26 protein-coding genes are annotated in these 26,182 nt (G+C 40.0%); 14 read left to right on the plus strand and 12 right to left on the minus strand.

All coding sequences use genetic code 11. The features are described from left to right. Nucleotides 1–47: 47 nt before the first annotated feature. Nucleotides 48–752, minus strand: coding sequence for a hypothetical protein (locus tag J4E76_RS08080; RefSeq protein WP_208502954.1), 705 nt, complete (start codon nucleotides 750–752; stop codon nucleotides 48–50). Between the two features lie 182 nt (nucleotides 753–934). Between J4E76_RS08080 and J4E76_RS08085 the strand changes: the two genes are divergently transcribed. Further along, nucleotides 935–2,017, plus strand: coding sequence for a P1 family peptidase (locus J4E76_RS08085; protein ID WP_236017334.1), 1,083 nt, complete (start codon nucleotides 935–937; stop codon nucleotides 2,015–2,017). On the opposite strand, the gene J4E76_RS08090 is transcribed toward J4E76_RS08085, so the two are convergent. Further along, nucleotides 2,014–2,469, minus strand: a complete 456-nt coding sequence (locus J4E76_RS08090; RefSeq protein WP_208502958.1) for a MarR family winged helix-turn-helix transcriptional regulator — start codon at nucleotides 2,467–2,469, stop codon at nucleotides 2,014–2,016. The genes J4E76_RS08085 and J4E76_RS08090 overlap by 4 nt on opposite strands. A 163-nt stretch (nucleotides 2,470–2,632) precedes the next feature. Here J4E76_RS08090 and J4E76_RS08095 point away from each other — a divergent pair, with 163 nt between their 5' ends. The 8 genes from J4E76_RS08095 to dapA all read left to right on the plus strand — a co-directional run bounded on the left by J4E76_RS08095 (nucleotide 2,633) and on the right by dapA (nucleotide 9,186). After that, a complete protein-coding gene (locus J4E76_RS08095) occupies nucleotides 2,633–3,172 on the plus strand; it encodes an RNA polymerase sigma factor (protein WP_208503497.1) in 540 nt (179 codons plus the stop codon). Between the two features lie 31 nt (nucleotides 3,173–3,203). Then, on the plus strand, nucleotides 3,204–3,749 hold the full coding sequence (locus J4E76_RS08100; protein WP_208502960.1) for a hypothetical protein: 546 nt from the start codon (nucleotides 3,204–3,206) through the stop codon (nucleotides 3,747–3,749). A gap of 4 nt (nucleotides 3,750–3,753) precedes the next feature. Beyond that, a complete protein-coding gene (locus J4E76_RS08105; RefSeq protein ID WP_208502961.1) occupies nucleotides 3,754–4,254 on the plus strand; it encodes a hypothetical protein in 501 nt (166 codons plus the stop codon). Nucleotides 4,255–4,335: 81 nt separating this feature from the next. Next, nucleotides 4,336–5,568: an exodeoxyribonuclease VII large subunit gene (xseA, locus tag J4E76_RS08110; RefSeq protein ID WP_208502963.1), complete on the plus strand. Its 1,233-nt coding sequence runs from the start codon at nucleotides 4,336–4,338 to the stop codon at nucleotides 5,566–5,568. Further along, a complete protein-coding gene (gene xseB, locus J4E76_RS08115; RefSeq protein ID WP_208502965.1) occupies nucleotides 5,561–5,758 on the plus strand; it encodes an exodeoxyribonuclease VII small subunit in 198 nt (65 codons plus the stop codon). The genes xseA and xseB overlap by 8 nt, the downstream gene beginning before the upstream one ends. Before the next feature lies 1 nt (nucleotide 5,759). Further along, nucleotides 5,760–7,811, plus strand: coding sequence for an NAD-dependent DNA ligase LigA (gene ligA / locus J4E76_RS08120; RefSeq protein ID WP_208502967.1), 2,052 nt, complete (start codon nucleotides 5,760–5,762; stop codon nucleotides 7,809–7,811). Next, nucleotides 7,811–8,323 carry a hypothetical protein gene (locus J4E76_RS08125; protein ID WP_208502970.1) on the plus strand — a complete coding sequence of 171 codons (513 nt, stop codon included), beginning with the start codon at nucleotides 7,811–7,813 and terminating at the stop codon, nucleotides 8,321–8,323. The genes ligA and J4E76_RS08125 overlap by 1 nt, the downstream gene beginning before the upstream one ends. After that, nucleotides 8,323–9,186 (plus strand): 4-hydroxy-tetrahydrodipicolinate synthase, encoded by an 864-nt coding sequence (gene dapA / locus J4E76_RS08130; RefSeq protein ID WP_208502971.1) that lies wholly within the window; start codon nucleotides 8,323–8,325, stop codon nucleotides 9,184–9,186. The genes J4E76_RS08125 and dapA overlap by 1 nt, the downstream gene beginning before the upstream one ends. Nucleotides 9,187–9,242: 56 nt before the next feature. On the opposite strand, the gene J4E76_RS08135 is transcribed toward dapA, so the two are convergent. Continuing rightward, nucleotides 9,243–9,416 (minus strand): histone H1, encoded by a 174-nt coding sequence (locus J4E76_RS08135; RefSeq protein ID WP_208502973.1) that lies wholly within the window; start codon nucleotides 9,414–9,416, stop codon nucleotides 9,243–9,245. A gap of 98 nt (nucleotides 9,417–9,514) precedes the next feature. Further along, nucleotides 9,515–10,765 carry a pyridoxal phosphate-dependent aminotransferase family protein gene (locus J4E76_RS08140; RefSeq protein WP_208502975.1) on the minus strand — a complete coding sequence of 417 codons (1,251 nt, stop codon included), beginning with the start codon at nucleotides 10,763–10,765 and terminating at the stop codon, nucleotides 9,515–9,517. Nucleotides 10,766–10,927: 162 nt separating this feature from the next. Here J4E76_RS08140 and J4E76_RS08145 point away from each other — a divergent pair, with 162 nt between their 5' ends. The 3 genes from J4E76_RS08145 to J4E76_RS08155 are packed head-to-tail and all read left to right on the plus strand — an operon-like array spanning nucleotide 10,928 to nucleotide 14,269. After that, nucleotides 10,928–12,424 (plus strand): acetyl/propionyl/methylcrotonyl-CoA carboxylase subunit alpha, encoded by a 1,497-nt coding sequence (locus J4E76_RS08145; protein ID WP_208502976.1) that lies wholly within the window; start codon nucleotides 10,928–10,930, stop codon nucleotides 12,422–12,424. A gap of 2 nt (nucleotides 12,425–12,426) precedes the next feature. Then, nucleotides 12,427–13,734 (plus strand): DUF1015 domain-containing protein, encoded by a 1,308-nt coding sequence (locus tag J4E76_RS08150; protein ID WP_208502978.1) that lies wholly within the window; start codon nucleotides 12,427–12,429, stop codon nucleotides 13,732–13,734. After that, a complete protein-coding gene (locus J4E76_RS08155) occupies nucleotides 13,700–14,269 on the plus strand; it encodes a Maf family nucleotide pyrophosphatase (protein WP_208502980.1) in 570 nt (189 codons plus the stop codon). Before J4E76_RS08150 ends, J4E76_RS08155 begins: the two co-directional genes overlap by 35 nt. A 45-nt stretch (nucleotides 14,270–14,314) precedes the next feature. On the opposite strand, the gene J4E76_RS08160 is transcribed toward J4E76_RS08155, so the two are convergent. From J4E76_RS08160 to sdaAB, 3 genes are read right to left on the minus strand one after another with little or no spacing between them, the layout of a single operon-like run. Beyond that, complete coding sequence (locus J4E76_RS08160) at nucleotides 14,315–15,700, minus strand: efflux RND transporter periplasmic adaptor subunit (protein ID WP_208502983.1); 1,386 nt, start codon at nucleotides 15,698–15,700, stop codon at nucleotides 14,315–14,317. A gap of 4 nt (nucleotides 15,701–15,704) precedes the next feature. Beyond that, nucleotides 15,705–17,159, minus strand: a complete 1,455-nt coding sequence (locus J4E76_RS08165) for a TolC family protein (protein WP_208502985.1) — start codon at nucleotides 17,157–17,159, stop codon at nucleotides 15,705–15,707. 9 nt (nucleotides 17,160–17,168) lie between these two features. Then, nucleotides 17,169–17,846 carry an L-serine ammonia-lyase, iron-sulfur-dependent subunit beta gene (sdaAB, locus tag J4E76_RS08170; RefSeq protein ID WP_208502987.1) on the minus strand — a complete coding sequence of 226 codons (678 nt, stop codon included), beginning with the start codon at nucleotides 17,844–17,846 and terminating at the stop codon, nucleotides 17,169–17,171. A gap of 83 nt (nucleotides 17,847–17,929) precedes the next feature. Between sdaAB and J4E76_RS08175 the strand changes: the two genes are divergently transcribed. Further along, nucleotides 17,930–18,754 (plus strand): aminotransferase class IV, encoded by an 825-nt coding sequence (locus J4E76_RS08175; RefSeq protein WP_208502988.1) that lies wholly within the window; start codon nucleotides 17,930–17,932, stop codon nucleotides 18,752–18,754. Here J4E76_RS08175 and J4E76_RS08180 read toward each other — a convergent pair. Continuing rightward, entirely contained in the window at nucleotides 18,732–19,526 is a 795-nt protein-coding gene (locus J4E76_RS08180) for a thymidylate synthase (protein ID WP_208502990.1), read from the minus strand. The genes J4E76_RS08175 and J4E76_RS08180 overlap by 23 nt on opposite strands. Nucleotides 19,527–19,555: 29 nt before the next feature. On the opposite strand from J4E76_RS08180, the gene J4E76_RS08185 reads away from it, so the two are divergent. After that, the gene (locus J4E76_RS08185; protein WP_208502992.1) at nucleotides 19,556–21,880 is read left to right on the plus strand and encodes an RND family transporter; all 2,325 of its coding nucleotides are present in this window, start codon (nucleotides 19,556–19,558) and stop codon (nucleotides 21,878–21,880) included. Here J4E76_RS08185 and J4E76_RS08190 read toward each other — a convergent pair. From J4E76_RS08190 to J4E76_RS08205, 4 genes are read right to left on the minus strand one after another with little or no spacing between them, the layout of a single operon-like run. Then, nucleotides 21,861–23,228, minus strand: coding sequence for a DUF5723 family protein (locus tag J4E76_RS08190; RefSeq protein ID WP_208502994.1), 1,368 nt, complete (start codon nucleotides 23,226–23,228; stop codon nucleotides 21,861–21,863). The genes J4E76_RS08185 and J4E76_RS08190 overlap by 20 nt on opposite strands. 1 nt (nucleotide 23,229) lies before the next feature. Further along, nucleotides 23,230–24,849 carry a hypothetical protein gene (locus J4E76_RS08195; RefSeq protein ID WP_208502996.1) on the minus strand — a complete coding sequence of 540 codons (1,620 nt, stop codon included), beginning with the start codon at nucleotides 24,847–24,849 and terminating at the stop codon, nucleotides 23,230–23,232. A 37-nt stretch (nucleotides 24,850–24,886) separates the two neighbouring features. After that, a complete protein-coding gene (locus tag J4E76_RS08200; RefSeq protein WP_208502997.1) occupies nucleotides 24,887–25,084 on the minus strand; it encodes a PspC domain-containing protein in 198 nt (65 codons plus the stop codon). A 24-nt stretch (nucleotides 25,085–25,108) separates the two neighbouring features. Beyond that, complete coding sequence (locus J4E76_RS08205; protein WP_208502999.1) at nucleotides 25,109–26,110, minus strand: endonuclease/exonuclease/phosphatase family protein; 1,002 nt, start codon at nucleotides 26,108–26,110, stop codon at nucleotides 25,109–25,111. Between the last annotated feature and the right edge of the window lie 72 nt (nucleotides 26,111–26,182).

The raw sequence follows: 26,182 nt of genomic DNA on the forward strand, positions 1-26,182 counted from the left end.
ATAAAGGCGCTCAAAAAGCGCCTTTATTTTTTAGAGTTTATCAATAATTACTTTCCCGGAAAAGTGAACATATCGTCTGTGACAGCCACATTGAATTCCGTTTTGTTAACAGTGATTGTGAATGCAACAACTCCACCCATCTTCTGGGTTATTTTCTTTGGCACTAATACACCTTCCATTTCAGTATAGTCTGAATAGTGGCTCATTGTTTCTTGTCCGTTAGCCGATTCCTTTTGAGCTATTTGTAAGCCGGTGGCCTTGTCAAAATAATGCACAGACTCCTTGCCCTTAGGACTAGTCAACTTCACAAGCTGACAAGAAGTGCCTTCCAGATCAGCTTCACCTTCGTAGCTGAGCGTATAGCCTCTTTTTTTATGATCAATAAATACATCTAAGAATTGTGCTTCTAGAACTGCTTCAGCCTGTGCACCTTCCAATTTGGTTGGTTCATTAACACCTTGAAATTGATTGATCGTCCAAGCAGTACTTGCGTCAGAAGCTTGTACCATTTTCATTCCATTAAATTCAAGTTCGAGCCTCTCTCTGTTCTTGGAGTCACCGATAATATAGCCTGGAATATCAAAACCAGCTTGGTTGAGCGTTATCGTATACTTGCGACTTTTCACGTTCTTCCAGGCCTTTGCTCCACCAATGGCTTCCACATACTTGGACGCAATCGCATCTGCAGATTGTGCATAAGCTACACCTAGTGTAACAATTGCAATCAAAAATGTGCTTAAAATTTTCTTCATGAGTTTTTGGTTTCCAGTCTAAAGAAACGCCAGTTTCAACCCAGATAGCCCTTATACTGAATGTTCGGTTTGTATTAAGGTTGAACTGCACATCGCAATGATAAGATAATCGATGGTTTAAGTAAATTAGGTGTATGAAAACACTCATTTCCTGCTTATTGGTCATAATCGTTCTCCCAATTATGGGTCAGAAAAAAAAGAGGGCACGAGATCATGGAGTTGAAATAGGTGTTATGAAGACGGGCACTCTCAATGCAATAACCGATGTACCAGGAGTGAAAGTAGGCCATCAAACATTAATCAAGAGGGATAATGTTAGAACTGGGGTGACTGCCATCCTAGCACATGAAGGAAACATCTTCCAATCTAAAGTACCTGCAGCGATTTATATCGGCAATGGCTTCGGGAAACTAGCCGGTATTAGCCAAGTCCAAGAACTTGGCAATCTAGAAACGCCCATAATTCTCACAAATACACTAAGTGTCCCAATGGGAATTCAGGGAACAGTAAAATACACTTTGAACCTCCCGGAGAATGAGAATGTAAGGTCCGTTAATGCTGTTGTAGGTGAAACCAATGATGGATATTTAAACGATATCCGAGGAATGCATGTGACTGAAACAGATGTCATGACGGCCATCCAAAACGCACAAAAAGGTCTCGTTGCCGAAGGCAATGTGGGCGCTGGTACTGGTACAGTAGCCTTTGGATTTAAAGGAGGAATTGGAACCTCTTCTCGCCTCTTACCAAAGTCTCTCGGGGGCTACACTGTGGGCGTTCTGGTACAGACTAACTTTGGAGGTGTACTCAGTATTGCTGGTGCACCTGTCGGTAAAGAATTGGACAGATATCCTTTTAGGAATGCCATTGAAAAGAGTGATGGCTCATGCATGATCGTTGTGCTAACAGATGCTCCTCTGGATGCTCGTCAACTAGAGCGTGTAGCGAAGAGAGCGATGATGGGCCTTGCGCGAACTGGAGGTATTGCTTCGAATGGCAGTGGTGACTATGTGGTTGCAGCATCAACGGCCGAAAGTATGCGTATCCCCTATCAGACGAGAGAAAGATTGGATTCTGGTGATGTATTAAAAAATGACGCCATGTCTCCACTATTTCTTGCTACGATTGAGGCCACTGAAGAGGCAATCGTCAACTCATTATTTGCGGCAGAAGCCATGACTGGGAATAATGAACATACGGTCAATGCACTACCATTAGACAGAGTTTTAGAAATTCTCAAAAAATATGGGGCGATAAAAGACTAAATGGTTCTTAGTTTATCTAAGCAATCATTCATTTGATGCGCTTCTTGAACGCTCAACAGGTCCATCTTCTTCATCCATAGTTGCAAGGCATTGTCTACTTCATTAAGCACTGCCAGTCCTTTTTCGGTAATCAAAACATCCTTGGCTCTACGATCCGTTTTGCAAACAGTGCGCTCAACCAATTCTTTATTTTCTAGACGGTCCACAATTCTGGAAGCATTTGACATACGGTCCAACATACGATCAATTATCATATTTACAGTGCATGCGTCTGGATACTGGCCTCTTAAGATTCTGAGTACATTGTATTGTGGAGTGGTGATGCCATAAGGCTTAAAAATTTTCGCTTGTTCATCTACAACCCAGCTATTAGTAAACATGATGTTGACCACCAGCTTTTCGTAAATGTTCTCAAACTTCTTACCCTGCTTAATATCTTCCTCAATACCCATACGTTTGGCAAGTTTAATTGGTACTAAATTAGTAATTAGTTGTAAATCAACCCTATAATAACGCTCGAAACGACAACTATTGGGTGAATGGCTATATTTAATGAGCTATTGGTTAAACTATTAGTTCAATTTGGCATCTAACCCTTCGAAAGTAAAGCACCAATTGGAAGACAAAGAAATACTTCAGGCCTTTAGGGTATCCTCAAACAAGGATTTTGCCTTCAAAAATTTGGTTGCCGAATACCAAGAACGCATCTATTGGCATGTCAGAAAGATCTTAATCTCTCATGATGATACGGACGATGTAGTTCAAGAAGTCTTCATTAAAGTTTATAAAAACCTAGACACCTTTCGTGAAGCATCTCAGCTTTTCACATGGATTTATAGAATTGCTACAAACGAAGCACTCAACTTTTTAAAGAAGAGGCAACGAAGACATGCTGTTTCTATGGACGATGTTTACCAAGAGTTAGAAAATACGCTCAGTCATGGTGAACATATTGATGGAGATGAAATTCAAATGAAATTGCAGAAGGCACTTTTAAAACTGCCAGAAAAGCAGCGACTAGTGTTTAACATGAGATATTTCGATGATTTGAAATATGATGACATTTCAGAAATCACTGGAACAAGCGTTGGTGCACTGAAGGCCAGTTATCATCTAGCGGTTAAAAAAATTGAAGAGTCTTTGACAACAGGTTAAACCCTTTAACACTTTGATTATCAAATAGAAAATGAATAATAACGATCACGATAAGAATTCTCTAGAAAACCTCGAGCTAAAGAAGCTTCCCTTCAAAGTTGGAGAAGGGTATTTCAATGGCCTATCTGAGCGTATTTCTAATGCGATCGATGCCGAAGAGAGTGATCTAAAATACAACTTGCACTTAAAGAAATCTCCTTTTGTTACCCCAGAAGGTTATTTTGACACCTTATCTGCAAGCATAGAAACTAAACTTTCTGTAGGCCAGAAAGAATTAAAGTTCTATCAAAGACCTTTGACTAGATGGCTGGCTGTCGCAGCATCATTGACGCTGCTGATTACTATATACTTCAACCAACCTAGTTCTGCCGACTCAGATTTACTAGCAAATGTATCTGATGAAACAATCATTTCATTTCTTGAAAGTGAAAATGGCATAAATGATGAGTTTTTAATTAGCGTAGAGGAAATAGATAGTGTATTAGATGCTATCTATGATGATGAGACGGGTATTTTTGTGAATACTCTTGAATCTAACCCTGAGCTAGAATACGATTTTGAATACTTTGACTATTAGAAATATGAGAGTCATATATACAGGTATATTATTGTTAGTCATCAGTGCATTTACATTTGCACAAGATGGAGGAGGAAACAGACGTGGACCTCAAATGGATAGAGAAAAGTTGCAAGCGGCTAGAATAGCCTTCCTGACTAATCGACTTGATCTCTCCACTGAGACCGCAAAGGTATTTTGGCCAATCTTCAATGAGTACGACAACAAGAAAAGTGCGCTATCCAAGAAATATGGTGCGCAGAAAAGACTTCTATTTGAAGATGGTACTCGTAACCTCTCAGATGAAAACGCTGACAAAATGCTCGAAATCTATCTAGTGCAAAAGCAGGCAGAACTCGACTTAGAGAAAGAGTATCTGGGCCGATTTAAAGAAGTACTGACTTTGAGGCAAGTGTGGAGGGTAATACGATTTGACTCTGATTTCAGAAGATCTCTAATGGAAAGGGTAAGTAGAGGCAATCGGACTGAAGGAAAGCCAAAGCCCGGCAATACAGGCGGTAATTAAGAGATAATTATTCTAAAGAAATCCTGCTTATTCGGCAGGATTTTTTGTTTGTAGCCAGAGCACTTTCATGTAATTTGCACTATGGCGCAGCTGACGCTCTTCGAGCTCAATAATCTCATCAAATCACAACTAGAAAACAATCTAGAACCAAACTATTGGGTGGTTGCCGAGATAAGTGAATTGCGCGTCAACCAAAAAGGTCATTGCTATATGGAGTTGGTAGAAAAGGAGAACAACTTCATACAGGCCAAGATGAGGGCCAACATTTGGTCATACACATATAGGAGCCTAAGTGCTCAGTTTGAAAATGCAACTGGCACCTCTTTAAAACCGGGAATCAAAGTACTCTTTAACCTAAGCGTAAATTTTCATGAAGTATATGGGCTCAGCCTTACCGTTAACGACATTGACCCCAACTATACCATTGGCGAACGCTCAAGGTTAAGAGAAGAGACCATTCAAAGACTTCAACAAGAAGAGCTATTTGATAAAAACAAAAAACTAGAGCTTCCGATAGTACCTCAAAACATAGCTGTCATCAGCTCAGATTCAGCTGCTGGATATGGAGACTTCATAGATCAACTTCGAAACAATGGATCATATTACTTTCAAACAATTCTTTTCCCGGCCATGATGCAGGGTAATGAAGCGGTGGTATCCATAAGAAAGGCGCTTAAAGACATCCACGAAAGCCAGACGAACTTCGATGCAGTGGTGATCATTCGTGGAGGTGGAGCTCAAGCGGATTTGGATTGTTTTGATACCTATGAATTGGCTAGGGCCATTTCCCTTTTTCCACTACCCCTATTGACGGGTATAGGACATGAAAGAGATCAAACGGTTGCTGATCTTGTAGCTCATACTAGCCTGAAGACACCAACCGCAGTGGCAGAATTTCTTATTTCTGGCATGAACAGATTTGATGACTTGCTTCATGAATATTTATACAGAATTGAAAAGGTTTTTGAGAATAAACTGACTTTTGAGCAGCGCCAGTTACAATATTTATCCAGTAGTATTGAACAGGCCACTAAAGAAACTCTCAAATCGTATGATCATGCATTGGGTCAGAAAGCACTTACTCTAAAATATGTATCTCAGCGTTTTTTAGAACGTCAGCATTCGTTGGTTGATCGTCTGGATCAACAGTTAACATTAATCGACCCCATGACTATTTTGAAGAGAGGTTATTCTTTAACCTTGAAAAATGGTAAATCTGTAATGAATCAAAAATTAGAGGTTGGGGATTTATTGGAAACCCGAACATTAAATAAGAATATTAATAGCCAAGTAACGGCAATCAAGGATGAGTAAAAAGAGTATTAGCTATAAAGAAGCGATCGATCGCATCAACGAAATTGTGACCACTATTGAGGGGGAAGACCTTGATATTGATGAATTAACAGGCTTAGTAAAAGAAGCTACTACTCTCATAGGTTCTTGCAAAGACAAGCTTCAGAATGCAGAATCAGACCTTCAAACTTCTTTGGACAAATTGAATTAATATGACGGCTCAAGAAGCACTCCAAGAAATTCAATCACTGACTCAAAAAATCAACTACCACAGTGAACTTTACTATCAACAAAGTCGATCTGAAATCAGTGATTATGACTTCGATCAACTGCTCGAACGGTTGATATTTTTGGAAAGAGAATTTCCCGAATATAGGTTTGAAGACTCCCCTTCTCAGCGAGTCGGTGGTACAATTACCAAGGAGTTTGAGACAGTCGTTCACAAGTACAGAATGCTCTCCCTCGGCAACACCTATTCAAAAGAAGAACTAGTCGAGTGGGACAACCGAGTAGCCAAAGGACTAGATGGTGCTGAATATGAGTATTTCTGCGAAATGAAATTTGATGGTGTTGCCCTCAGCTTGATCTATGAAAATGGGATTCTTAAAAAAGCTGTGACCCGAGGGGATGGCACAAAAGGAGATGATGTCATTGCCAACGCCAAAACTATTCGTTCTATTCCTCTAAAGATAGATCAAGACGTTCCTAATGAATTTGAAGTTCGAGGAGAAGTCTACTTTCCTAAGCACGAGTTTGAGCGTGTTAACCTAGAACGGGAGGACATTGGAGAAGACAAGCTTGCCAACCCAAGAAATGCTGCCTCTGGAACACTCAAAATGCAGGACTCATCGGTAGTTGCAAGTCGGAAATTAGACTGCTACCTCTATTACCTATTGGGTGATGGTTTAGAGTATAACACGCATTCAGAAGCAATTCATCAAATTGAGCAATGGGGATTTAATGTTTCTCCTACCTACCGAAAATGTAAAGACATTAATGAGGTCCTGGAATATGTGACTGAGTGGGAAGAAAAACGACATACCTTACCTTCTGAGACTGATGGTGTCGTCATCAAAGTAAACAGTCTTAATCAGCAAGATGAGCTTGGCTTTACAGCAAAAAGTCCTCGGTGGGCCATATCATATAAGTATAAAGCCGAAAGCGCTTCGACAATTTTAGAAAGCATTTCTTATCAAGTCGGCAGAACGGGATCGGTAACGCCAGTTGCCAATCTGAGGCCAGTCCTATTGGCTGGAACCACGGTAAAAAGAGCTTCGCTACATAATGCCAATGAAATTGAGAGACTGGGAATACAAATTGGGGACACCGTTTCGGTAGAAAAGGGAGGTGAAATCATTCCTAAAATTACAGGAGTCGATTTATCTCAACGAAGCTTGTTTAGTGAACCAACCACTTATATTACCCACTGTCCGGAGTGTAATACAGAACTAGTAAGATCAGAGGGTGAAGCAAATCATTATTGCCCCAACGTGACGGGTTGCCCTCCTCAAATTCAGGGAAGAATTGAGCATTTTATTCAGCGAAAAGCCATGGATATTGACAGTTTAGGATCTGAAACTATCAGAGGTCTACTGGATCATGGATTGATTAAAAATTATGCTGACCTCTATTCTTTGACCTATGAACAACTGAATGGCTTAGAATTCAAGACTTATTCCGAAAAGAAGGGAGACTACAGTCTTAGAAGCCTGAGAGAAAAATCAGCTCAGAACATCATCAGTGCTATTGAAGCGTCAAAGGCTGTTCCGTTTGAAAGAGTACTATTTGGCTTGGGCATTCGCTTTGTAGGTCAGACCGTGGCCGAAAAGCTTGCGGAACACTTCGAATCCATTGACCGGCTCTCAGAGGCTGATCTAGAAACCCTTATTGAGGTACCAGAAATTGGAGGCCGAATTGCAGAAAGTGTAGTACAGTTTTTTGACAACCCTGACAGTATTGAACAGATTAATAAGTTGAAAGCTGCTGGCCTTAATTTTGAGATTGTCAAAAAAGAAATCGTAAGTGAGGGATCGAATTTGAGGGATCAAACGTTTGTCATTAGCGGGGTTTTCTTGCAATTCAATAGAGACGAATTAAAAGAGAAGATTAAGGCCAATGGAGGGAAGATTGTATCTTCCATAAGTAGCAAATTGGACTATCTAGTCGCTGGTGACAAAATGGGACCAGCTAAATTGGAAAAAGCCACTAAACTTAACGTAAACATTATTTCTGAAACCGAATTCTTAGCACTCCTCGATACCTAATGTCAGTAATTGGAAAGAAAATATTAAGCTTCTTCAATAACCCTAACAAGCGGAAAAAGCCATCGTCAAACTTGGTCCCCTTTGAGCAGGCAGGACTTATTGGCGTCTTGTATACATGCTCAGACAATAAGAAAGAAGAAGCTCTAAAATTCTTTATTGAGGAAATGGGCTTGGGTAAAAAGGTAGAGATCCTCTGCTTCAATCCTTCTAAAGAAACCATCATCACTGACAACCCGACATTTGACGCTTCCGTTTTGTCAAATCTGGGTAAATTGAACTCTCCAGAAGTGCAGAACTTTGTCAATTTCCCCTTCGACTACCTATTTCATTTTGACTTTGAATCAAACGAAATCCTTAAGAGCATACTGGTACAAACAAAAGCTAAGTGCCGCATTGGGGTTCACGATGAACAACACACCAATTACTATGAGTTGATGATCGGTATCAATAAAAGTTCGGGCATTTCTAATTTTGCCGAACAAATGTTAAAATACGTAAGAGCGTTACGATAATGGAAAAATTTCAGGGTACAGGTGTGGCATTAGTTACACCCTTTCATTCAGATGGTTCAGTAGATTTTGAAGGCTTGGCAAATGTCCTTGAATTCACCGGACAAGCGGTTGATTACTTCGTTGTTCTCGGCACTACTGGAGAATCTGCAACTACCACTCCACAGGAGAAGTCTCAAATTCTGCAATTTGTTAAGGAGCATAATCCCAAAAAACTACCTATTGTTTATGGTATTGGTGGTAACAATACGCTGAAAGTCGCTGAAGAAATAGCCAACGCAGACTTAGATGGTGTTGATGCCATTTTATCGGTAAGCCCTTATTATAACAAACCAAGCCAAGCTGGAATTATAGCACACTATAAGTACCTAGCTGACAGATCTCCACTGCCAATCATATTGTACAATGTTCCAGGCAGAACCATGTCCAATCTCTCTGCTGAAACAACACTTGCTTTGTCAAAGCATAAAAATATTATAGGAACAAAAGATGCTTCCGGAGATTTAGATCAATGCCGCAAAGTAATCAACAGTATGAGTTCTGATTTCTTTTTGACTTCCGGAGACGATTTATTGACCACAGACTTGGTAGAACTTGGAGGTATAGGAGTAATCTCTGTGCTTGCTAACGGATTTCCACAAGAGTTTAGCGAAATAGCCCGAACGGCATTGAAGGGTGATTTTGAAAAATCAAGAGAAATAACGACTTCGTTTGATAAGATCAATGACCTGATGTACATAGAAAGTAATCCGGTTGGGGTAAAAGAAGTTCTGAATCAAAAAGGAGTTTGCGGTAATCAAGTTCGGCTTCCATTATTGGAAGCTTCAACTTCTTTGAAAGCTCAAATAGCCGAATTACTACCCTAAAGGGCATAAAAAAGGCCCCGACAAGTCGGGGCCTCATTTATCTGGATTTTAGTTTCTTAGCTGTTCTTGATGTTTTGAACATCAATTCTAATTTCTTGTGCTAGGTTTTTAAGGTCTTGCATACCTTTTCTTACTCTAGTACCAGCAGCTTGATTTCCTTTGTCATAGAACTTTTCGAAATCGCCTTCTAAAGAATTTACTAAATCTTGAACTTTGCTAAATTGACTCATATTTATCGTGTTTTAAGGTTGTTGATAATAATGTCTAACTGCCAGCAATATAAAGCAAAATGTTCTATTATCAACAGTGGAGGCACTTTTTTTTGATTTTACTCGCCAAAAGCTAACGCCACTTCTTCTTTTTTGTATTCTTCGCTCTCCAACTTTCCTTTAATAGCTTCGAAAGCTTCAATTGTTTCTTCGACATCTGCCAAAGAATGGGACGCTGTTGGGATTAAACGCAATATTATTGTGCCTTTAGGTACAACTGGGTAAATCACAACTGAACAGAAGATGCCGAAGTTCTCACGAAGGTCCTTACTTAGTGCTGCTGCCTCCCCTACTGTACCATTAAGTACTACTGGAGTAACAGGAGACTGAGTAGTGCCAATGCTAAAACCTTTTTCCTTGAGGCCACTTTGAAGAGCCCTAACAATAGTCCAAAGCTTGTTCTTATGCTCAGGATTATCTCTTAGCATTTCAAGCCTCTTTAATCCACCAATTACAAAAGGCATTGGTAAAGACTTGGCAAAAATCTGAGAACGCAAATTGTACTTCAGGAATTTGACAATCTCCTTATTACCTGCTACAAAGGCGCCAATTGCAGCCATTGATTTAGCAAATGTTGAGAAATAAATATCAATCTCGTCTTGACAACCCAGCTCCTCACCTGCTCCAGCACCAGTGGCACCGACAGTTCCAAAACCGTGAGCATCATCGACAAATAGCCTGAATTGGAATTTTTCTTTTAGAGCAGCAATCTCCTTGAGCTTACCTAAGTTACCCGACATTCCAAACACACCTTCTGTAATCACTAGGATTCCACCGCCAGTTTCTTGGGTCAGTTTGGTAGCTCTTTCAAGCTGCTTCTCTAAGTTCTCAATATCGTTATGAGGGAAAACGAAACGTTTACCCATGTGTAATCTAACGCCATCAATGATACAGGCATGAGATTCCGCATCATAAACTATCACGTCTTTACGATCTACCACTGCATCTATAATAGAAAGTACGCCTTGGTAACCATAATTCAACAAAAGGCCAGCCTCCTTGCTTACAAAATCGGCAAGTTCCTGCTCCAATTGTTCATGATACTTGGTATTACCAGACATCATTCTGGCTCCCATAGGATATGCCATACCCCAATCAGCCGCGGCTTGTGCATCAGCCTTTCTTACTTCTGGGTGGTTTCCAAGTCCTAAATAATTGTTCAAACTCCAGGTCAACACTTCCTTACCCATGAACTTCATACGAGGCGCAATTTCACCTTCCAGTTTTGGAAACATGAAGTATCCTTCGGAAACATCAGAGTGTTTTCCCAAAGGGCCTTGATTAGTCAGTAGCTTTTCAAATAAATCCAACTTCTTTTGTCTTTAAATATTAGATGTCTTAGACCTGCTAAAACAAGATGCGAAGGTAACACTATATACACCATTTATCAAAAATTAGAGTACATATAACACATTCATTGGTTCTGATTGCGATTATTATTAATTAGCATTGCATCCTTAATAACGAGATAAATGTCCTCAAAAAAGATCACTAAAATCCTTATTGCCAACCGCGGAGAAATTGCCATTCGTGTAATGCGAACTGCTAAAGAAATGGGAATCAAGACTGTAGCCATCTATAGCGATGCAGACAGTACCTCTCCTCATGTAGCTTATGCCGATGAAGCAGTAAACGTTGGCCCACCAGCTTCATCTGAATCCTACCTCAATACAGCTAAGGTGATTGATGTATGCAAAGAACTAAATGTGGATGCTATTCACCCCGGATACGGCTTCCTTTCGGAGAATGCAAGTTTTGCCAAGCAGGTGGAAGAGAATGGCATCATTTTCATAGGGCCATCGACTCATGCCATTGAGGTTATGGGTGATAAACTAGCGGCTAAGAACGCTGTTTCTGACTATGACATTCCAATGGTACCAGGAGTCAACCATGCAGTCACAGAAGTGGTAGAGGCAAAATCCATTGCAGAGCAAGTTGGTTATCCTGTCCTGATAAAAGCTAGTGCAGGTGGTGGCGGAAAGGGAATGCGCGTTGTAGAGCACGCTGATGAGCTCGAGAGTCAAATGCAACGGGCAATGAGTGAGGCTCAATCCGCTTTTGGAGACCCATCTGTTTTTGTAGAAAAGTATATAGGCTCACCAAGACACATCGAGATTCAGATTTTGGGAGATCAGCATGACAACATTCTTTATTTGTTCGAAAGAGAATGTTCCATTCAAAGAAGGCATCAAAAAGTTATTGAAGAAGCACCGTCTGCGGTGATCACACCTGAGAAGAGAAAACAGATGGGAGAAGCTGCCGTTGGTGTGGCAAAAGCCTGCGGTTATTATGGCGCAGGCACAGTGGAATTCATTATGGATGAGAATCTTGACTTTTTCTTCTTAGAAATGAATACAAGGCTTCAAGTAGAACATCCCGTAACAGAGGAAATTACAGGCATAGATCTAGTTAAAGAACAAATCTATATAGCAGAGGGAAAAGAAATTAGTTTCAAGCAAGGAGACCTTAAAATCCATGGCCATTCAATGGAAGTTCGGGTTTATGCTGAGAATCCTAGAGAGAATTTCCTTCCTGACACAGGTACATTGAATACTTATACATTACCACAAGGACCAGGAGTTCGCGTTGATGATGGATATGAGCAAGGTATGGAAATCCCCATCTACTACGACCCTATGATTTCTAAGTTAATTACTCATGGAGCAAACAGAGAGCAAGCTCGACTTAGAATGTTAAGAGCCATTAATGAATATCAAATCACCGGAGTAGCAACTACACTAGATTTCTGTGATTTTGCACTCAGACATGAAGCATTTATTAGCGGAAACTTTGACACCAAGTTTGTAGACAAGTATTTTACTCCAGGTGTGCTGGACGACAATGATTCAGAAAAAGAGGAACTCGCTATCGCTTTAGCTGCCCACATATTAAACGAAAAGTCCAACGGAAATGAGGTCAAAGATGACAATGGACATATCAGTAAATGGAAACTAAGGGCTAGACAATAACAATGGCTAATATCCTTCCATTTCGCGCTTGGCGATACAACAACGAATTATCATCATCCATTGGACAATTAACCTCTCCATTGTTTGATGTTATCTCTCAGCAGCAAAGAGATGCTCTCTATCAGAACCCTCATAACAGCATCCATCTGAGTGTACCATTACACGGAGAAACACCGGACGATGCCCATGGTACAATAGAAAAATGGAAAGCTGATGGAATCATTGAACAAGATCCCCTGCCCGGAATTTATGTCTATTATCAACATTTCTCATTACCGGGTAGTAACAAAGACTATACAAGGAAGGGATTTGTAAGCTTTATTGAAGCCACAGATTGGGGCCAACCTGACTCTGAAATTTTACGCCATGAGAATACAATGCCCCACTCGGTTTCGGACAGAGTGGAAGTATTGAAGGCAACAGAGCTCAACGTTAGCCCAACTCATGGGCTATACTTTGATCCGGCCTTTGAGCTCGAGCAATACATGGATGAGAGCATGCTGAATCCAATATATGAGACCGAGGATTATCAAGGAGTTCGAGATGTACTCTCCGTCATTCATGATAAAAGCATTATTCAAAAGTTTATTGACAAACTTGGAAGAGAAAAAGTAATTCTGGCTGATGGACACCACAGACTGGAAAGCTCTATCATTTACAGGAAAGAATTAATCGCTAACGAAGAAGCCAATACTGGTAAAGAGGGGTACAACTACCATATGATGTATCTCACCAATGGAGAAGCAGATGACTTAAGGATACTACCAACTCATCGACTCATCAGTGACCTTGAAAATTTCGATAAGGCCGAGTTTTTTAAGAAGTTAGAACCAAACTTCATTATCAAACCGTTGGAGAACCCCAATGATGTAACGGAAATCATATTGGGCAAACCTTGGGCATTTGGGCTTCTATTTGGTGATGAGGCCTATAAGGTTCGATTAAAACCTGAGGTCATTGACCATATTGAGTGGTCTTTTCCCAATGTGATTAAAAAGTTAGACCTCACTGTTATGCACTATTTCATAATCGAAAAAGGTCTTGGCATTCTAGGTAAGGATCAACGAAACTCGAGGAATATTACTTTCGAAAGAAACTTTGCCAACTGCCTAACAAAAACGATTAGAGGAGAAGCTCAATTCGCTATTATCACTCAGGACATTTCCATGGAGATGGTAAAAAAAGTCTGCTACTCTGGTCATACACTTCCTCAAAAATCTACGTATTTCTACCCTAAAGTGATTTGCGGTTACCTATTTGGATCAATCAAAAATGATGAATTTGAACTACCATTTGATCCTGGCTTCTAAGTCTCCAAGGCGTCAAGAATTGTTAAAAAGTCTGGGTTTAGAATTCGAGATCAGTGTCAAAGAAGTTGATGAGTCCTTCCCACCTGACTTGACTTGTTTAGAAGTGGCCGAGTACCTGGCACGCAAAAAGTCTCACGCGTTTGGAACGCTTAAATCAAAAGTTTTGGTAATTACTTCCGATACCACGGTTATCGTTGATTCCGAGATATTGGGAAAAGCGAAGAACAAGACTGAGGCTACATCAATGATAAAAGCGTTATCAGGCAGAACACATCAGGTAGCAACAGGTGTGTGTCTCAGAACTCAGAATAAAGAGGTCAGCTTCACAGAAATCACTTCAGTAACCTTTGACTCTCTAAGTGACGAAATGATCTCCTACTATATTGAAAGGTACAAACCATTTGACAAGGCTGGGGCCTACGGTATTCAGGAATGGATTGGAATGATTGGCATCAATAAAATTGAAGGTGATTATTATAATGTTATGGGTTTGCCACTCAATAGATTGTATAAAGAACTAAGGCAATTCAAATAAAAAAGGGGCGCTTGCCCCTTTTTACATTATTTTTTTAATCTTTTCTTATTTCGTACTAGCCAAAGGCTTCTTACTTTCTATCTTTTCAACCAAGTCTCCAGTCTTTAATCGTTTCGATACAACAAAGAATGGACCTGAAATCACCTGATCACCTTCATTAAGACCTGAAAGTATCTCAATGTTGTCATAGTCACTGATACCAGTCTTAACTTCAACCATCTTTGCTGTTCCGCCATCGTTAATAAAGACTACTTCTTTGATGTCTGCTTTCTCTTCAGGTTTAGCATTGGCATTAGTTACTCTTGGCTCATCATCATCGTTATCTTCAAATCGATTAGCTTCTGCCTTAGCAAGTTTAGGGTTTCTAGTCGTTACGGCAGCAAGAGGCACAGACAAAACGTTAGTTTTGGTAGTAGTGATTATCTCAACACTTGCCGTCATACCTGGACGAAACGGTGAAGGCCCTTGAATTTCCGAGAGAAGATCATTAAAACTGTCATTCAAAATTCGAATTTCAACTTTAAACTCAGTAACCGCATCCGCTGAAGCTTTCGGGTTAGCAGTATTAGCTATTGCTGTCACCACACCTTTGAACTTCTTGTCCATCGAGGTATAAGAATCTACATCGATAATCGCAGTATCTCCCTCATTTACACGAATGATATCATTCTCATTCACGTCTACCTGAACTTCCATTTGATTGAGGTCTGCAAGTCGCATCATTTCTGTACCAGCCATTTGCTGTGTACCAACCACACGTTCACCTTGCTCAACATTGAGTTTCGAAATAGTACCCGTTGCTGGGGCTCTAACAGTTGTCAATCGAACATTCTCTTCTGCCTCAGCAACTGTTGCCTCGCTAGACTTGATGATAAACTCAGCCGCTTTGACACTCTGCTCAGCAGCATCAAGATTATATTTAGCAACCTCGTAATTAGCTTTCGCAGTCTCATAATCAGCCTCAGAGATTACGTTCTCCTTTTTTAACTGTTCAGACCTCTTGAAAGCCAATTCCGCTTGTTTCAATTGTGCCTCACTTCTGAATTTACTAGCCTTTGAAGATGCTAAATTCGCTCTCTGTTGATTCAGGTTAGCCCGAGTTCTATCAAGTGCAGATTGAAGGTTGTCAGGTCGGATCTTCACTAAGATCATACCTTCCACTACATCATCGCCCTCTTCAACGTTCAATTCTATTATTTCCCCTGCAACGTCAGGACTAATTGCAATTTCCGTCACTGGCTGAACTACACCAGAGGCTGTAACTTTTTCAACTATGGTTACACGACCTGCCTCGGCAAATTCCACCTTGATGGTTTTCTCTCCACCAATAACGCCAGCCTGTTTTCCAACAATGGCAAACACCAATACTAGGACTACTAGTACAAGTAATATCCAAACGATCTTATTTGATCCTTTTTTCTTCTTAGTCATCTTCTTAATCTAATGTAATTGGGTTACCTAAATAAAAATCTAAAATCTTTACTCTAAAAATGTATTCGTACTTGGCACGAACTAAGTCAGTTCTAGCCGCAAATAAGTTGTTACTCGCTACCTGATAGTCTACAAAGTTTACATCGCCAACGTTATATCGTTGCTCTGTTGCCCTGAAAGACTCTTCTAATGCAGTCACTCTTTTACCAGTAGCTTCATAAGACTTAAGGCTTGCCAATGCATTGTTATAAGCAGTTTCAATGGATTGCCTTAATTGATTCTTTACGTTTTGTGCTGTAATCTCCGCACGTTGCTTATTAATCTTAGCACGCTGCAAGTTGGATGTGTTAGAAAGTCTACTGAAAATTGGTACACTGAGGTTTACTCTGACTGACTGTCCCAGGTTGTCGTTGAATTGATCAATAGTACTGTAGGAGTCACTAAAGACAGGAACCGTTTCTTGAGATGCATCAACAAACACTCTATCCCCTGTGCCCTGAACGAAGCCTATGTCTCGAGCCGGAATGTTCACTAATTGACTCCCCTGTAATTGGCGAGCTCTATCTGAATAGTTAGTAGATATACTACCGCTTACACTCAATGAAGGCAGGAAAGCTCCACGAGCAATTTTTTCGGCTAGATCATTACTCTTGATACCTAAATCTGCGCTTTTAACCTCGGGCTGATTTTCAACAGCTACTTCATATACATTTGATGGAGTTTCTAAAGACATTGCAACATCATCAACTGCCAATTCAGGTGCAACGATATTCAATGTCTCATCGGCAGGCATCTGCATAGACTGCTTCAAGTTAAGCATAGCTAGATTCAGATTGTTTTCGGCATTAACTACTTGGACCTCATTAGAAGCATTTTGAGATTCTAGGTCCAATTCGTTAGTCAAAGGAAGCGATCCGGCAGCGACAAGTTTCTTTGTTCTTTCGAGCTGATTCTTTGTAACCTCTAATTGGAATTTTGCATTTTCCAATTGCTCTCTATTGAGCAGTACGTTCAAAAAATTGGTAGCCACAGTCAGGCCGATATCATTTTTAGCTTTTTGCAAATCGAACTCGCTTGCTTGAAGGTTCAATTCATTCTGCTTAATTGTATTAAGGAGAATTCCTCCTTGATACAAGGTGACGTTTGAACTTGCCGACAATCCACTGGTCAGGATGTCCTGACTTAAGAAAGAGTTGGATACTGGGTCAATTGTTCTACCAAATGACTTACCGACACTTCCGCCTGCACTCAAATTTGGGAGACGGGCAAACTTGGATTGTTTAACCGCAATTTCATTCTGAAGCTGTGTAAGTTGATTATTCCTAATGGTCAAGTTATTTTCCCAAGCATAGCTAACACACTCTTCGAGTGTCCATTCTGTTTTTGAGTCTTGACCGAAGGCCAGATTCCCCATAAAAAGGAGCACCAGGCCGAAATAGAGTTTTTGTCTGAATTTCATGTTTAATTTTTAAAAATCGATGTCTGGAATAAATATGACCTCTCTAATCCAATCCAAATGTTTTAAATAATCTACGGTGACGGTCGGTGGTTTAGAGTCCATCTCTATCACGTGACACGCCTTATCATTTTTACCCTTCCTGTTGACTGACATAGAAGCAATATTACACTCGTCATTTGCCAGTACTGTGGCGATAAATGCTATGGCTCCTTTTCTATCATTCGCCAAAAGTATCATAGTAGTAAGGCCAGCATTGAAGCCAACATTAAAACCATTCACCTCTGTAATCTTAATCACGCCTCCACCGCGGCTTTCTCCTACCACCTCAATCTTTCTATCCCCAGCTTGAGCAACAACCCTAACCGTGTTTGGGTGCATAGTTGATGCATTGCCAACTGATCGAAATTTGAAATTGAAATTCGCAGTTTCAGCCTCATCAAAGGCTGTTTTAATTCTGGCATCATCAGTCAGAAAATCAAGCAATCCTGCAATAATAGCCCTATCACTTCCGTGCCCTTCGTAGGTTCTGGCGAAAGAATTGTAAAATGTGATGTTTGCTTCTTCAGGTTGCTTACCTAAAATCTTTCTTGCCACACGACCAATTCTAACAACACCAGCTGTATGCGAACTTGAAGGACCGATCATTACTGGTCCTATCATATCAAAAACACTACTCTGGTCTGCCATTATGAATGCGAAATTAAGTTTTCAATATTAGAGAAATAAGTCGTTGCCAAATTTCTATTATGTTTGAAAGGTTAATACCCTCCATGAAAGCGATATTTAACTCTCGAATTATTGAAACTTCCGATTACCTGATCAAAACCAGCAATCGGTCATTTTGTTATGGAGACGGGCTCTTCGAAACAATTGTTACAGGTGCTAAGAGAATTAACTTAGTTGAAAAACACTTGCTCAGACTTAAAAGAGGATGCAAGGTCCTAGGAATAGATTTTCCACTCTCATTGGAGCTTGATTCTTTTACCAAAATGGTTAAAGAGCTACAAGACTTGAATGGCATATACGGTGATATCAGAACTAAAGTGGTCCTATGGAGAGACACAGGAGGACTATATACTCCTGAACTCTCAAATTCATCTTTTTTTATAGAGATAAAGCCTGTCAAGGCACCAATATTTGAGGATATAGAGAAAACTGGGTTCTCAAAAAAGATACATACCCATTACTCTCCGATTTCTTTTGCTAAGACCACTAATGCCCTGATATATGTCTTGGCAGGCTTAGAAAAAAATACTCGGCAGCTAGGTGAAATCATACTGACTGACGTTCACGGGCACCTTTCCGAAACACACATTGCCAATCTCTTTTGGATAAAAGGAGATTCAGTTTTTACACCAAGCCTATCCTGCGGATGTATTGAAGGGATAATGAGGAATGCCTTGATAGAGCTATTCCTGAAAAGTCATATTAAATTTCAGGAAGTTTCTGAAACCAAAGAGACACTGGTAAATGCCGATTCAGTATTCTCTACTAACGCTTCTGGAATTAAGTACTTTAAAACAATTGATACCCTTACCTACGGAAGCCCAGAGGAACTTCTAGACCCCATTATTAAACAGCTACAGCAGCCTTAATATGTGGATGAGGGTCGTAACCTACTAATTCGAAATCTTCGAACTTAAAATCAAAGATATCCTTTACATCAGGATTCATCTTCATTGTAGGCAGCGGTCTGAATTCACGTGTTAACTGAAGTTCGGCTTGCTCAAAATGGTTAGAATAAAGATGAGCATCACCGAAAGTGTGCACAAACTCACCAGGCTCTAAACCACAAACCTGAGCAACCATCAAAACGAGCAACGAGTATGATGCAATATTAAATGGAACTCCCAAAAATACATCAGCACTTCTTTGATATAATTGACAGCTCAGTTTTCCGTTTGCAACATAAAACTGAAAAAACGTATGACAAGGTGGAAGCGCCATATTATCCACATCCGCAACATTCCATGCACTAACAATCAATCGCCTACTATTCGGATTATTCTTTATCTGGTCAATTAATCTTGTAATCTGATCAATAGTACCACCATTACCATCAGGCCAGTTGCGCCATTGATAACCATAAACTGGCCCCAAGTTACCCTTGTCATCTGCCCATTCATCCCAAATTCTTACACCATTATCCTTTAAATACTTGATGTTAGTATCTCCCTGGAGAAACCATAGCAACTCATGTATTATTGATTTTAGATGCAGTTTTTTTGTCGTTATCACGGGAAATCCCTCTGACAAATTGAATCTCATTTGATAACCAAACACACTTTTCGTACCAGTACCTGTCCTGTCGCCCTTCTCTACACCATTTTCAAGAATATGACTCATTAAGTCGTGATACTGCTTCATAATGTCTTCGATTTTTTAGATTTGAATCAATGAACAAATTAAATCAAAATGTCACGAATGGGAAGCGTTCATCCCAAGTTTTTCGTACATCAAAATGGATCGAAAACTTTGCAACACTAACCAAGCGAAGGTCTCTAACCCGATTGTTCATTTTAACACTGGTCACTGCTTTTCTTGGACTTCAAATACCCAAGCTTCAATTTGACTATGACTTCGATAGCTTCTTTCCTAAAGGTGATGAGGATCTATCCTACTATCAATCTTTAAGTGAGGAATTTGGAGAGTTCAATGACTTTCTCTTCGTTGTACTAACGACTGATGACCCTACAAAATCTATCTTTTTAAAAACAGTAGATCAAACGATTAGATCACTTGAGACTTGGTCAGAAGTCATTGATATCCAAAGCGCATTTGATCAACAGAAAGTCCAAATAACACCGCTGGGCATCAATACTATCAAATTAATCGACCCTCGTAAAGACATTGATCAACAGTCTATAGTCAGGAATGGTTTAGATGGGAAGTTTTTCGGAAGGGACGACCATTCTATGATGTTCGTTTTGAGGCATGAGGCATTTGACAACAATAAACAGTCTGACGCCTTTTTGATCGCACTCAGGAAATATCTGACTTCAATGCATCAAGGTGATTACTTGGTATCTGGAAAAATTCAAATGCAACATGATTTTACTAAGAAGTTAGAGGGAGAGCTATTGCAGTTGCTTCTTCTTGGGCTGGTATTCGTCACCCTTGTATTACTCTTATTATTCAAGTCTTTGAAGGGGGTAGTGATCCCACTGCTCACAATAATGATTAGTGTAATCTGGACAATGGGTTTTATTTCTCTGACAGGAAAGTCAATAGATGTCTTGACCGTCATTATTCCACCTATTCTTCTAATCGTAGCTCTATCAGATGTCATTCATTTTGTACACAAGTACGATCAATATATACGCTCCAAAATCTCAAAAGCCCGATCTCTTAAATCCACTATCGTCTTTATAGGTAAAGCCACATGCCTTACTTCTATCACTACCGCTATTGGCTTTATAAGCCTATATGTGATTCCTATCCGCCCCATCCAAGACTTTGGACTATATACGGCCGTAGGAGTAATGTTTGCGTTCTTCGTCACCTTCTTGTTGCTACCCGCCATACTTTATTTTTTTCCTCAGCCGGTAGAAACGAGAGTTAAGGTTAAAACTTCTTGGAAAAGGATTTTGGACCTATGGTTTTTGTTCATATTGAGAAATCGTCAAAAAGTAATTTGGTCGATAACAATCTTGAGTATTCTACTAATCTTCGGAATTAGGGAATTAGAACTCAACACATCCATTATCGTTGGTTTTCAAAAAGATGAACCAGAGTTGAAAGAAGTCAAATACTTTGACAAGAATTATGACGGGTTTAAGCCATTTGAAATTGGCATTCAGTTAAATGGAGCCCATGACTTGTTCGACCTGCGAGTTTTGGAAACACTTGAGTCTATCGAACAATATGCTAGTCAGATGTATGGTGTAGATCAGATTGAGTCACCTTTAACCCTCATTAAGTCCTTAAATTCAGGACTTTATGGTGCAGCACAAAGTCACTATATATTACCTAGTTCAAAGGACTTATCTAAAGTCAAACGCTTGTATAATTCTCCTAAACTAAAGTCACTAAAATCTGTTTTTGAAAGTGATAAGAAAGGCTTCTTAAGAATAGTTGGAAGATCAACAGATATAGGAAGTGCACAAGCAAGAATTCTAAACAAATCACTCCAAGATTTCTTGACAGAGATTGTCGATTCAGAGGTCTTAACAGCTCGACTCACGGGTACTTCTTACCTAATTGACAAAACGGACACATACATTTCGCAATCTCTTATAAAAGGCTTAAGTCTGGCTGTAGCCAGTGTATCAGTCTTCCTTTTGATATTCTTTAGAAGCTGGAGAATAGTCCTTTACTCTTTGATACCAAATTTGCTACCCATCCTAATACTCTTTGGATTGATGGGTTACTTTCAAATTGAGCTCAACATATCAACGGCAATCATATTTACTGTTGCCTTTGGAGTGGCAGTTGATGACAGTATTCATTTGTTAGCCCGTTATTACCTGGAGAGAGAGAGGTTTAGTACAGTCACCTGGGCCCTTAAAAACAGCATAGCCAGCACTGGAAAGAGTATACTAATTACAAGCATAATCTTATGTGCTGGCTTTGCCTTATTTCTTTCGTCAGGACTATCTTCTCCCTATTATCTGGGCTTTTTTATTGTAATCACTGCGATAATTGCACTAGTACTCGATTTGACCCTACTACCCATTATTATAATGGGCATCGAAAAGCGAATTAGAGTTCGTCAAGGTTAGCTACCTCAGACTTCTTTCTCCACTTTTTATATCCGAACATTAGGTTCAAACCAAACCTGAAATCAGCCTTAGAATATTGTTCTGGCTTATTCAGAACCAGCACATTATCTAGGGCCATGTAGAGTTGAAGAGGACCAATATTCGTACCTAGATTGGCACCGATATTAGTCTCGTTATTCGATCTTCTATGAGTTCCTAAAACACCTATCACAAACTTGTCGAACCTGTGATTAAAAGCCAAGGCATAGTTGGCAGGCAAGTTATTAAGTGCACTAGATTGAAAATAGGTTAACGAAAACCTGTCTCTTTCTGTCAAATACGCTGAGGCAGTTAAATAAACTCTAGTTGGCAGGCTAGTTGAAAAAGCCGATCTGGTTTCATTAGAGCGAAACTTATTTTCAAGGCTATCCTTGAAAACTTCACCCGAATCTTGAAGCCCCTCAAGATCAAGACCAGAGAAAGTTGCAACCGTATCTGCTGTGTTATAATTCCTGACTTGCTCCTTCCAATCAATTGAACCAATATCATTGACAGAAGCCTCAACTTCCAGCCATTTTAAAGGCTTAAATTTGGCACCAAAGTCGAATGCCACCGTCTTATTCTCATTATTGAGTGCATAGGTAGTGAGCGCATCATCAGCATAGTCATCGGAATTGAAAAGGAGATCCAAACCAGCGGTATTAGCAGTACCATTTTGGATTGCAATTTGCCAAGAAAAATCATCTGCCGCAGTGGTCAAAGTCCCACTTGCTCCATCAGCCAAGGAGGCATGAAAAATACCAGTTACAAGTTTAGCTCTTGCTCCAACAGTCAATCGTTCTCCTAGGAACTTCCTGGCGTATCCAATACCAATTTCTTGGTATGCTTCTGCCCTAATCTGTGTGTCCGAGAAATCAATAGTCTCACCAATGGAATTTGCGTTACCGTTGGCGAGAAAATCTGTTAATCCTTGTCCATAAGCGAAGTCAAACGTTGCTCTGGCATTTGCGAAAAGCGAGAAGGCTCCATGCTTCGTTTTTATTCCCAGATGAAACAAGTTAACTGTCACATCAAGATTTAGAAAGTTCTCTTCCTGAGCGGCTTCATGTAAAAGGTCAAAATCAACAGTCAAATCCGTCTGGCCAGCAGGCCTTGAGAGCAACTGTTGTAACTCTAAATCCCCTTGTAGCATAACACCAAAATTCATTGCTGGCATACTTATGGTCAATGAGTTGTCAGGAATAAAAGCAGGTTGAATTCCTGATGTCTGAGGTACGATGTCTCTCAACTGGTAGAAAGACAAATAGCCTTGGGCATTAGCACTTGTAAAACCCAAAACTAATAGCGCGATAGTTAACAGTTTCTTCATCTTAGTTACCGTTTGAGTTTACTTCTACATCTGCTTGAACTGCTAGTTTGAAACGCAATTCATAATCATTGAAAAACTTTACGGCTGTTGCATTCTGTGCATCCGTAGTAGTCAGGGTGGCGACTACATTAATACTTGCAGCATTCTCGATGATTCTAATACCTTCTTCAGGAATAAGAATATCAACCGTTGACATGGCAACCTCATTGGTTCGACCGTCCACACCGACAGCAGCAGCTGTAAATGCCGGTCGTTCATCCACGGTGTAGATAACAGCGCCTGATCCATCTCTAAATTGCAATTCGACAAGTCCGCCTAGTGGCAACTCATTCTCTGCAATTACCCTAAACAACAATCTCTTCGCTTCCGCTAGGTCATCCCCATTGCTAAAGTCTACTACCTCTTCTGCGATCAGCCCGTTAATGTTTAATTCTAGAGGAATTTCAATCTCAACCGATACATCTAGCAAGTTCGAATCATCAATGAAATTATACGAGGCTGGTGCTGTAGCAGGGTTTGATTCAGCACCTACATCAACCAAAAAACGAGTCGGTTTTGAGGAAAGTAAGGCATCAATATTCGAATTATTCGCAGTGACCTCTATTTCTGTTCTCACAACTTGTCCCTGTTGACTGACACTCGGAGCATTGACTACCTGAAGATTGTCAACAACGGTACCTTGCAACGGAATATTTGTACCTGTCCCACTCACAGCCGTTATCTGTTGAAAATCGATACCTAAAGGAAAACCGAAACTGTTATCGAAGATGAACCTTACTGTCGGATCAGCAAATGTGATATCTCCCGAATCAAATGTGCTAAAGAAATCGAGGCTAATGTCCTGTTGCCCTACAGTCAGCGATTGGTTACCAACATTTCCATATACGGTTTGAAATGAAGTATTATTGATACCTATGGTAAATGACACTTGTTGATCAGCCGTAATGCTGTTGGTTGGTCCAACAGTGATATTATATGCTATTCTGACTAAGAATTTACTAGATGCCGGATTACCCTGATCATCTAAATGAAATAGTCCCTTACCATTAACCAGAGACTCTGATTGTACAAAATTGGCCCCACCTGAAGGTAGACTACCCGTGATCACGATCGGTCCAGTAGCATTTTCAAGCGATATAAATGTCGCTGTGAAGTCCACATCGGCACCGATGTTGGAACTCGCATTGAAATCAAAACTTCCCGCGTTAAAAATTATGCTGTCATAATCTTCATCAGCAGTTTGAGTTAAATCAAACTCATAAAGCTCTGAGATGGAGATCGTTGTTTCCACTGGAGGGTTTGAAAGGTCAGTTCCCGAAACTAGACTAGATCCAAAACTTTGATCCAATACAGTTAGGAAGCCTGAAGCACTCTGGGACTGTAAGGTCTCAGTGTAAGTTAGAGTAACAACATCTTCACCGTTCGGTGCTATTACAGCTCCTCCATCGTTCAACTCTTCAAAGAGTTCAGCAACAGTGTAAGTAATAGTTCCAACCGGAATTGCGAGAGATGGATCGAAAACTATGTCTCCGAATTCGGTGCTTTCAAAGTACTTTAAGTCACATGAAGGCACCGCTGCTATAGTCAAACAGACTAAGCACGCGAGTAAAAATCGTTTCATTTGGTTTAGTTCTAATTGCAGATTTGTAAGGTGTCCATTACTCTGCCGGCATAATAACCCAAAGGATTACGTAAACAATAAATCCAGGAAAGCCGGCACTAAAAATTGAAATTAACACATAAATGAGCCTTACCAAGGTAACATCCCAGCCAAGCCACTCTGCCAAGCCACCACACACACCTGCCACCACTTTATCCGCACCTGATCTAGTAAGTTTACTGTTATTCCCAGCCATAAAAAACCCATTCAAAGCACCAAGTTAATCACTTAACTCATAAATACCTATTAGCGGAAAATGATCAGAATAATAAATATCATCGAAGGTCTTGAAAGCTTTGATCTTGAATTCTTTAGAAAAAAATTGATTGTCAATGCGTAGATATGGAATATTTCGATTGAAAGTCACCCCCAAACCCCTCCCCTTTTCCTCAAAAGAATTGGCGAAACGTCTTCTAAATTGAAAATAATTATAGCTGAATGGGACATCATTAAAGTCACCTGCTATAACTACTGGATAGTTGGTTTCTTCAATGTGCTGTAGCAAGACTTTAATTTGTTCAGTCCTTGAAGTACTAGAGAAGAGGAACTTTGATTTGACGTCATCATACTCGCTCTGAATCCCCTCCTTATCCTGAATCTTATTGGGGTCAATCCCCATAGATTGCAAGTGCACTCCATAAACCCTAATCGTATCTTCCTTAATTACTAGATCAGCAAATCGAATATTATTAATGGAATTAGATTCTAGAATGAGGCCGTCATTAATAATTGGGTATCTTGAAAAAATGGCATTATTGAATTGCCTCTCATCCATTGAAAGACGGTAACCTTTATCAAGAATCCCCTTTGCTATTCCCTTAGTAGGGCTAAACTCTTGAAAGCACAATATATCAGCATCAACCTCTTCAATCCAATCCATAACCTCACTGAAATTGTTCTCTCTAGCATCTACAAACCACTTAACATTATAACTAAGGATTTTTATCCCAGGTTGATTCAAATCATCATTACCCACTAGCGACACTGCAATGTTTACAAATGGCCAGCCACAGATGAGCAGCAAAAAAGGAACCCAACCTAGTTTAGATTTAAAGATGATTGCCAGAATCAAAAAAATTGAGTTAAGCAGGATAATGAAAGGTATACCAAAAGAGACCACCCCCGAATACCGGAAAGTCAATGGAGATATAAGGACACTGGCATAAACTAGCAGTGTAATAAATATCCATATAAGGACAGGTAACTTAAAGAATGATTTCATTTAGTAGGTCAAAACACTATTCTAACAATTTTAATGCAAAATTCGTCTGCCACTTAAAATAAAAAAGAGCAA

The organism is Roseivirga sp. E12, assembly GCF_017592825.1.
Lineage (GTDB): Bacteria > Bacteroidota > Bacteroidia > Cytophagales > Cyclobacteriaceae > Roseivirga.

What these genes read in the sequence shown, in the direction of transcription:
- J4E76_RS08080 (WP_208502954.1), bottom strand. Translation starts at nt 752, where the DNA reads ATGAAGAAAATTTTAAGCACATTTTTGATTGCAATTGTTACACTAGGT.
- J4E76_RS08085 (WP_236017334.1), top strand. Translation starts at nt 935, where the DNA reads ATGGGTCAGAAAAAAAAGAGGGCACGAGATCATGGAGTTGAAATAGGT.
- J4E76_RS08090 (WP_208502958.1), bottom strand. Translation starts at nt 2,469, where the DNA reads ATGGGTATTGAGGAAGATATTAAGCAGGGTAAGAAGTTTGAGAACATT.
- J4E76_RS08100 (WP_208502960.1), top strand. Translation starts at nt 3,204, where the DNA reads ATGAATAATAACGATCACGATAAGAATTCTCTAGAAAACCTCGAGCTA.
- J4E76_RS08105 (WP_208502961.1), top strand. Translation starts at nt 3,754, where the DNA reads ATGAGAGTCATATATACAGGTATATTATTGTTAGTCATCAGTGCATTT.
- xseA (WP_208502963.1), top strand. Translation starts at nt 4,336, where the DNA reads ATGGCGCAGCTGACGCTCTTCGAGCTCAATAATCTCATCAAATCACAA.
- xseB (WP_208502965.1), top strand. Translation starts at nt 5,561, where the DNA reads ATGAGTAAAAAGAGTATTAGCTATAAAGAAGCGATCGATCGCATCAAC.
- ligA (WP_208502967.1), top strand. Translation starts at nt 5,760, where the DNA reads ATGACGGCTCAAGAAGCACTCCAAGAAATTCAATCACTGACTCAAAAA.
- J4E76_RS08125 (WP_208502970.1), top strand. Translation starts at nt 7,811, where the DNA reads ATGTCAGTAATTGGAAAGAAAATATTAAGCTTCTTCAATAACCCTAAC.
- dapA (WP_208502971.1), top strand. Translation starts at nt 8,323, where the DNA reads ATGGAAAAATTTCAGGGTACAGGTGTGGCATTAGTTACACCCTTTCAT.
- J4E76_RS08135 (WP_208502973.1), bottom strand. Translation starts at nt 9,416, where the DNA reads ATGAGTCAATTTAGCAAAGTTCAAGATTTAGTAAATTCTTTAGAAGGC.
- J4E76_RS08145 (WP_208502976.1), top strand. Translation starts at nt 10,928, where the DNA reads ATGTCCTCAAAAAAGATCACTAAAATCCTTATTGCCAACCGCGGAGAA.
- J4E76_RS08150 (WP_208502978.1), top strand. Translation starts at nt 12,427, where the DNA reads ATGGCTAATATCCTTCCATTTCGCGCTTGGCGATACAACAACGAATTA.
- J4E76_RS08155 (WP_208502980.1), top strand. Translation starts at nt 13,700, where the DNA reads ATGAATTTGAACTACCATTTGATCCTGGCTTCTAAGTCTCCAAGGCGT.
- J4E76_RS08160 (WP_208502983.1), bottom strand. Translation starts at nt 15,700, where the DNA reads ATGACTAAGAAGAAAAAAGGATCAAATAAGATCGTTTGGATATTACTT.
- J4E76_RS08165 (WP_208502985.1), bottom strand. Translation starts at nt 17,159, where the DNA reads ATGAAATTCAGACAAAAACTCTATTTCGGCCTGGTGCTCCTTTTTATG.
- sdaAB (WP_208502987.1), bottom strand. Translation starts at nt 17,846, where the DNA reads ATGGCAGACCAGAGTAGTGTTTTTGATATGATAGGACCAGTAATGATC.
- J4E76_RS08175 (WP_208502988.1), top strand. Translation starts at nt 17,930, where the DNA reads ATGAAAGCGATATTTAACTCTCGAATTATTGAAACTTCCGATTACCTG.
- J4E76_RS08180 (WP_208502990.1), bottom strand. Translation starts at nt 19,526, where the DNA reads ATGAAGCAGTATCACGACTTAATGAGTCATATTCTTGAAAATGGTGTA.
- J4E76_RS08185 (WP_208502992.1), top strand. Translation starts at nt 19,556, where the DNA reads ATGAACAAATTAAATCAAAATGTCACGAATGGGAAGCGTTCATCCCAA.
- J4E76_RS08190 (WP_208502994.1), bottom strand. Translation starts at nt 23,228, where the DNA reads ATGAAGAAACTGTTAACTATCGCGCTATTAGTTTTGGGTTTTACAAGT.
- J4E76_RS08195 (WP_208502996.1), bottom strand. Translation starts at nt 24,849, where the DNA reads ATGAAACGATTTTTACTCGCGTGCTTAGTCTGTTTGACTATAGCAGCG.
- J4E76_RS08200 (WP_208502997.1), bottom strand. Translation starts at nt 25,084, where the DNA reads ATGGCTGGGAATAACAGTAAACTTACTAGATCAGGTGCGGATAAAGTG.
- J4E76_RS08205 (WP_208502999.1), bottom strand. Translation starts at nt 26,110, where the DNA reads ATGAAATCATTCTTTAAGTTACCTGTCCTTATATGGATATTTATTACA.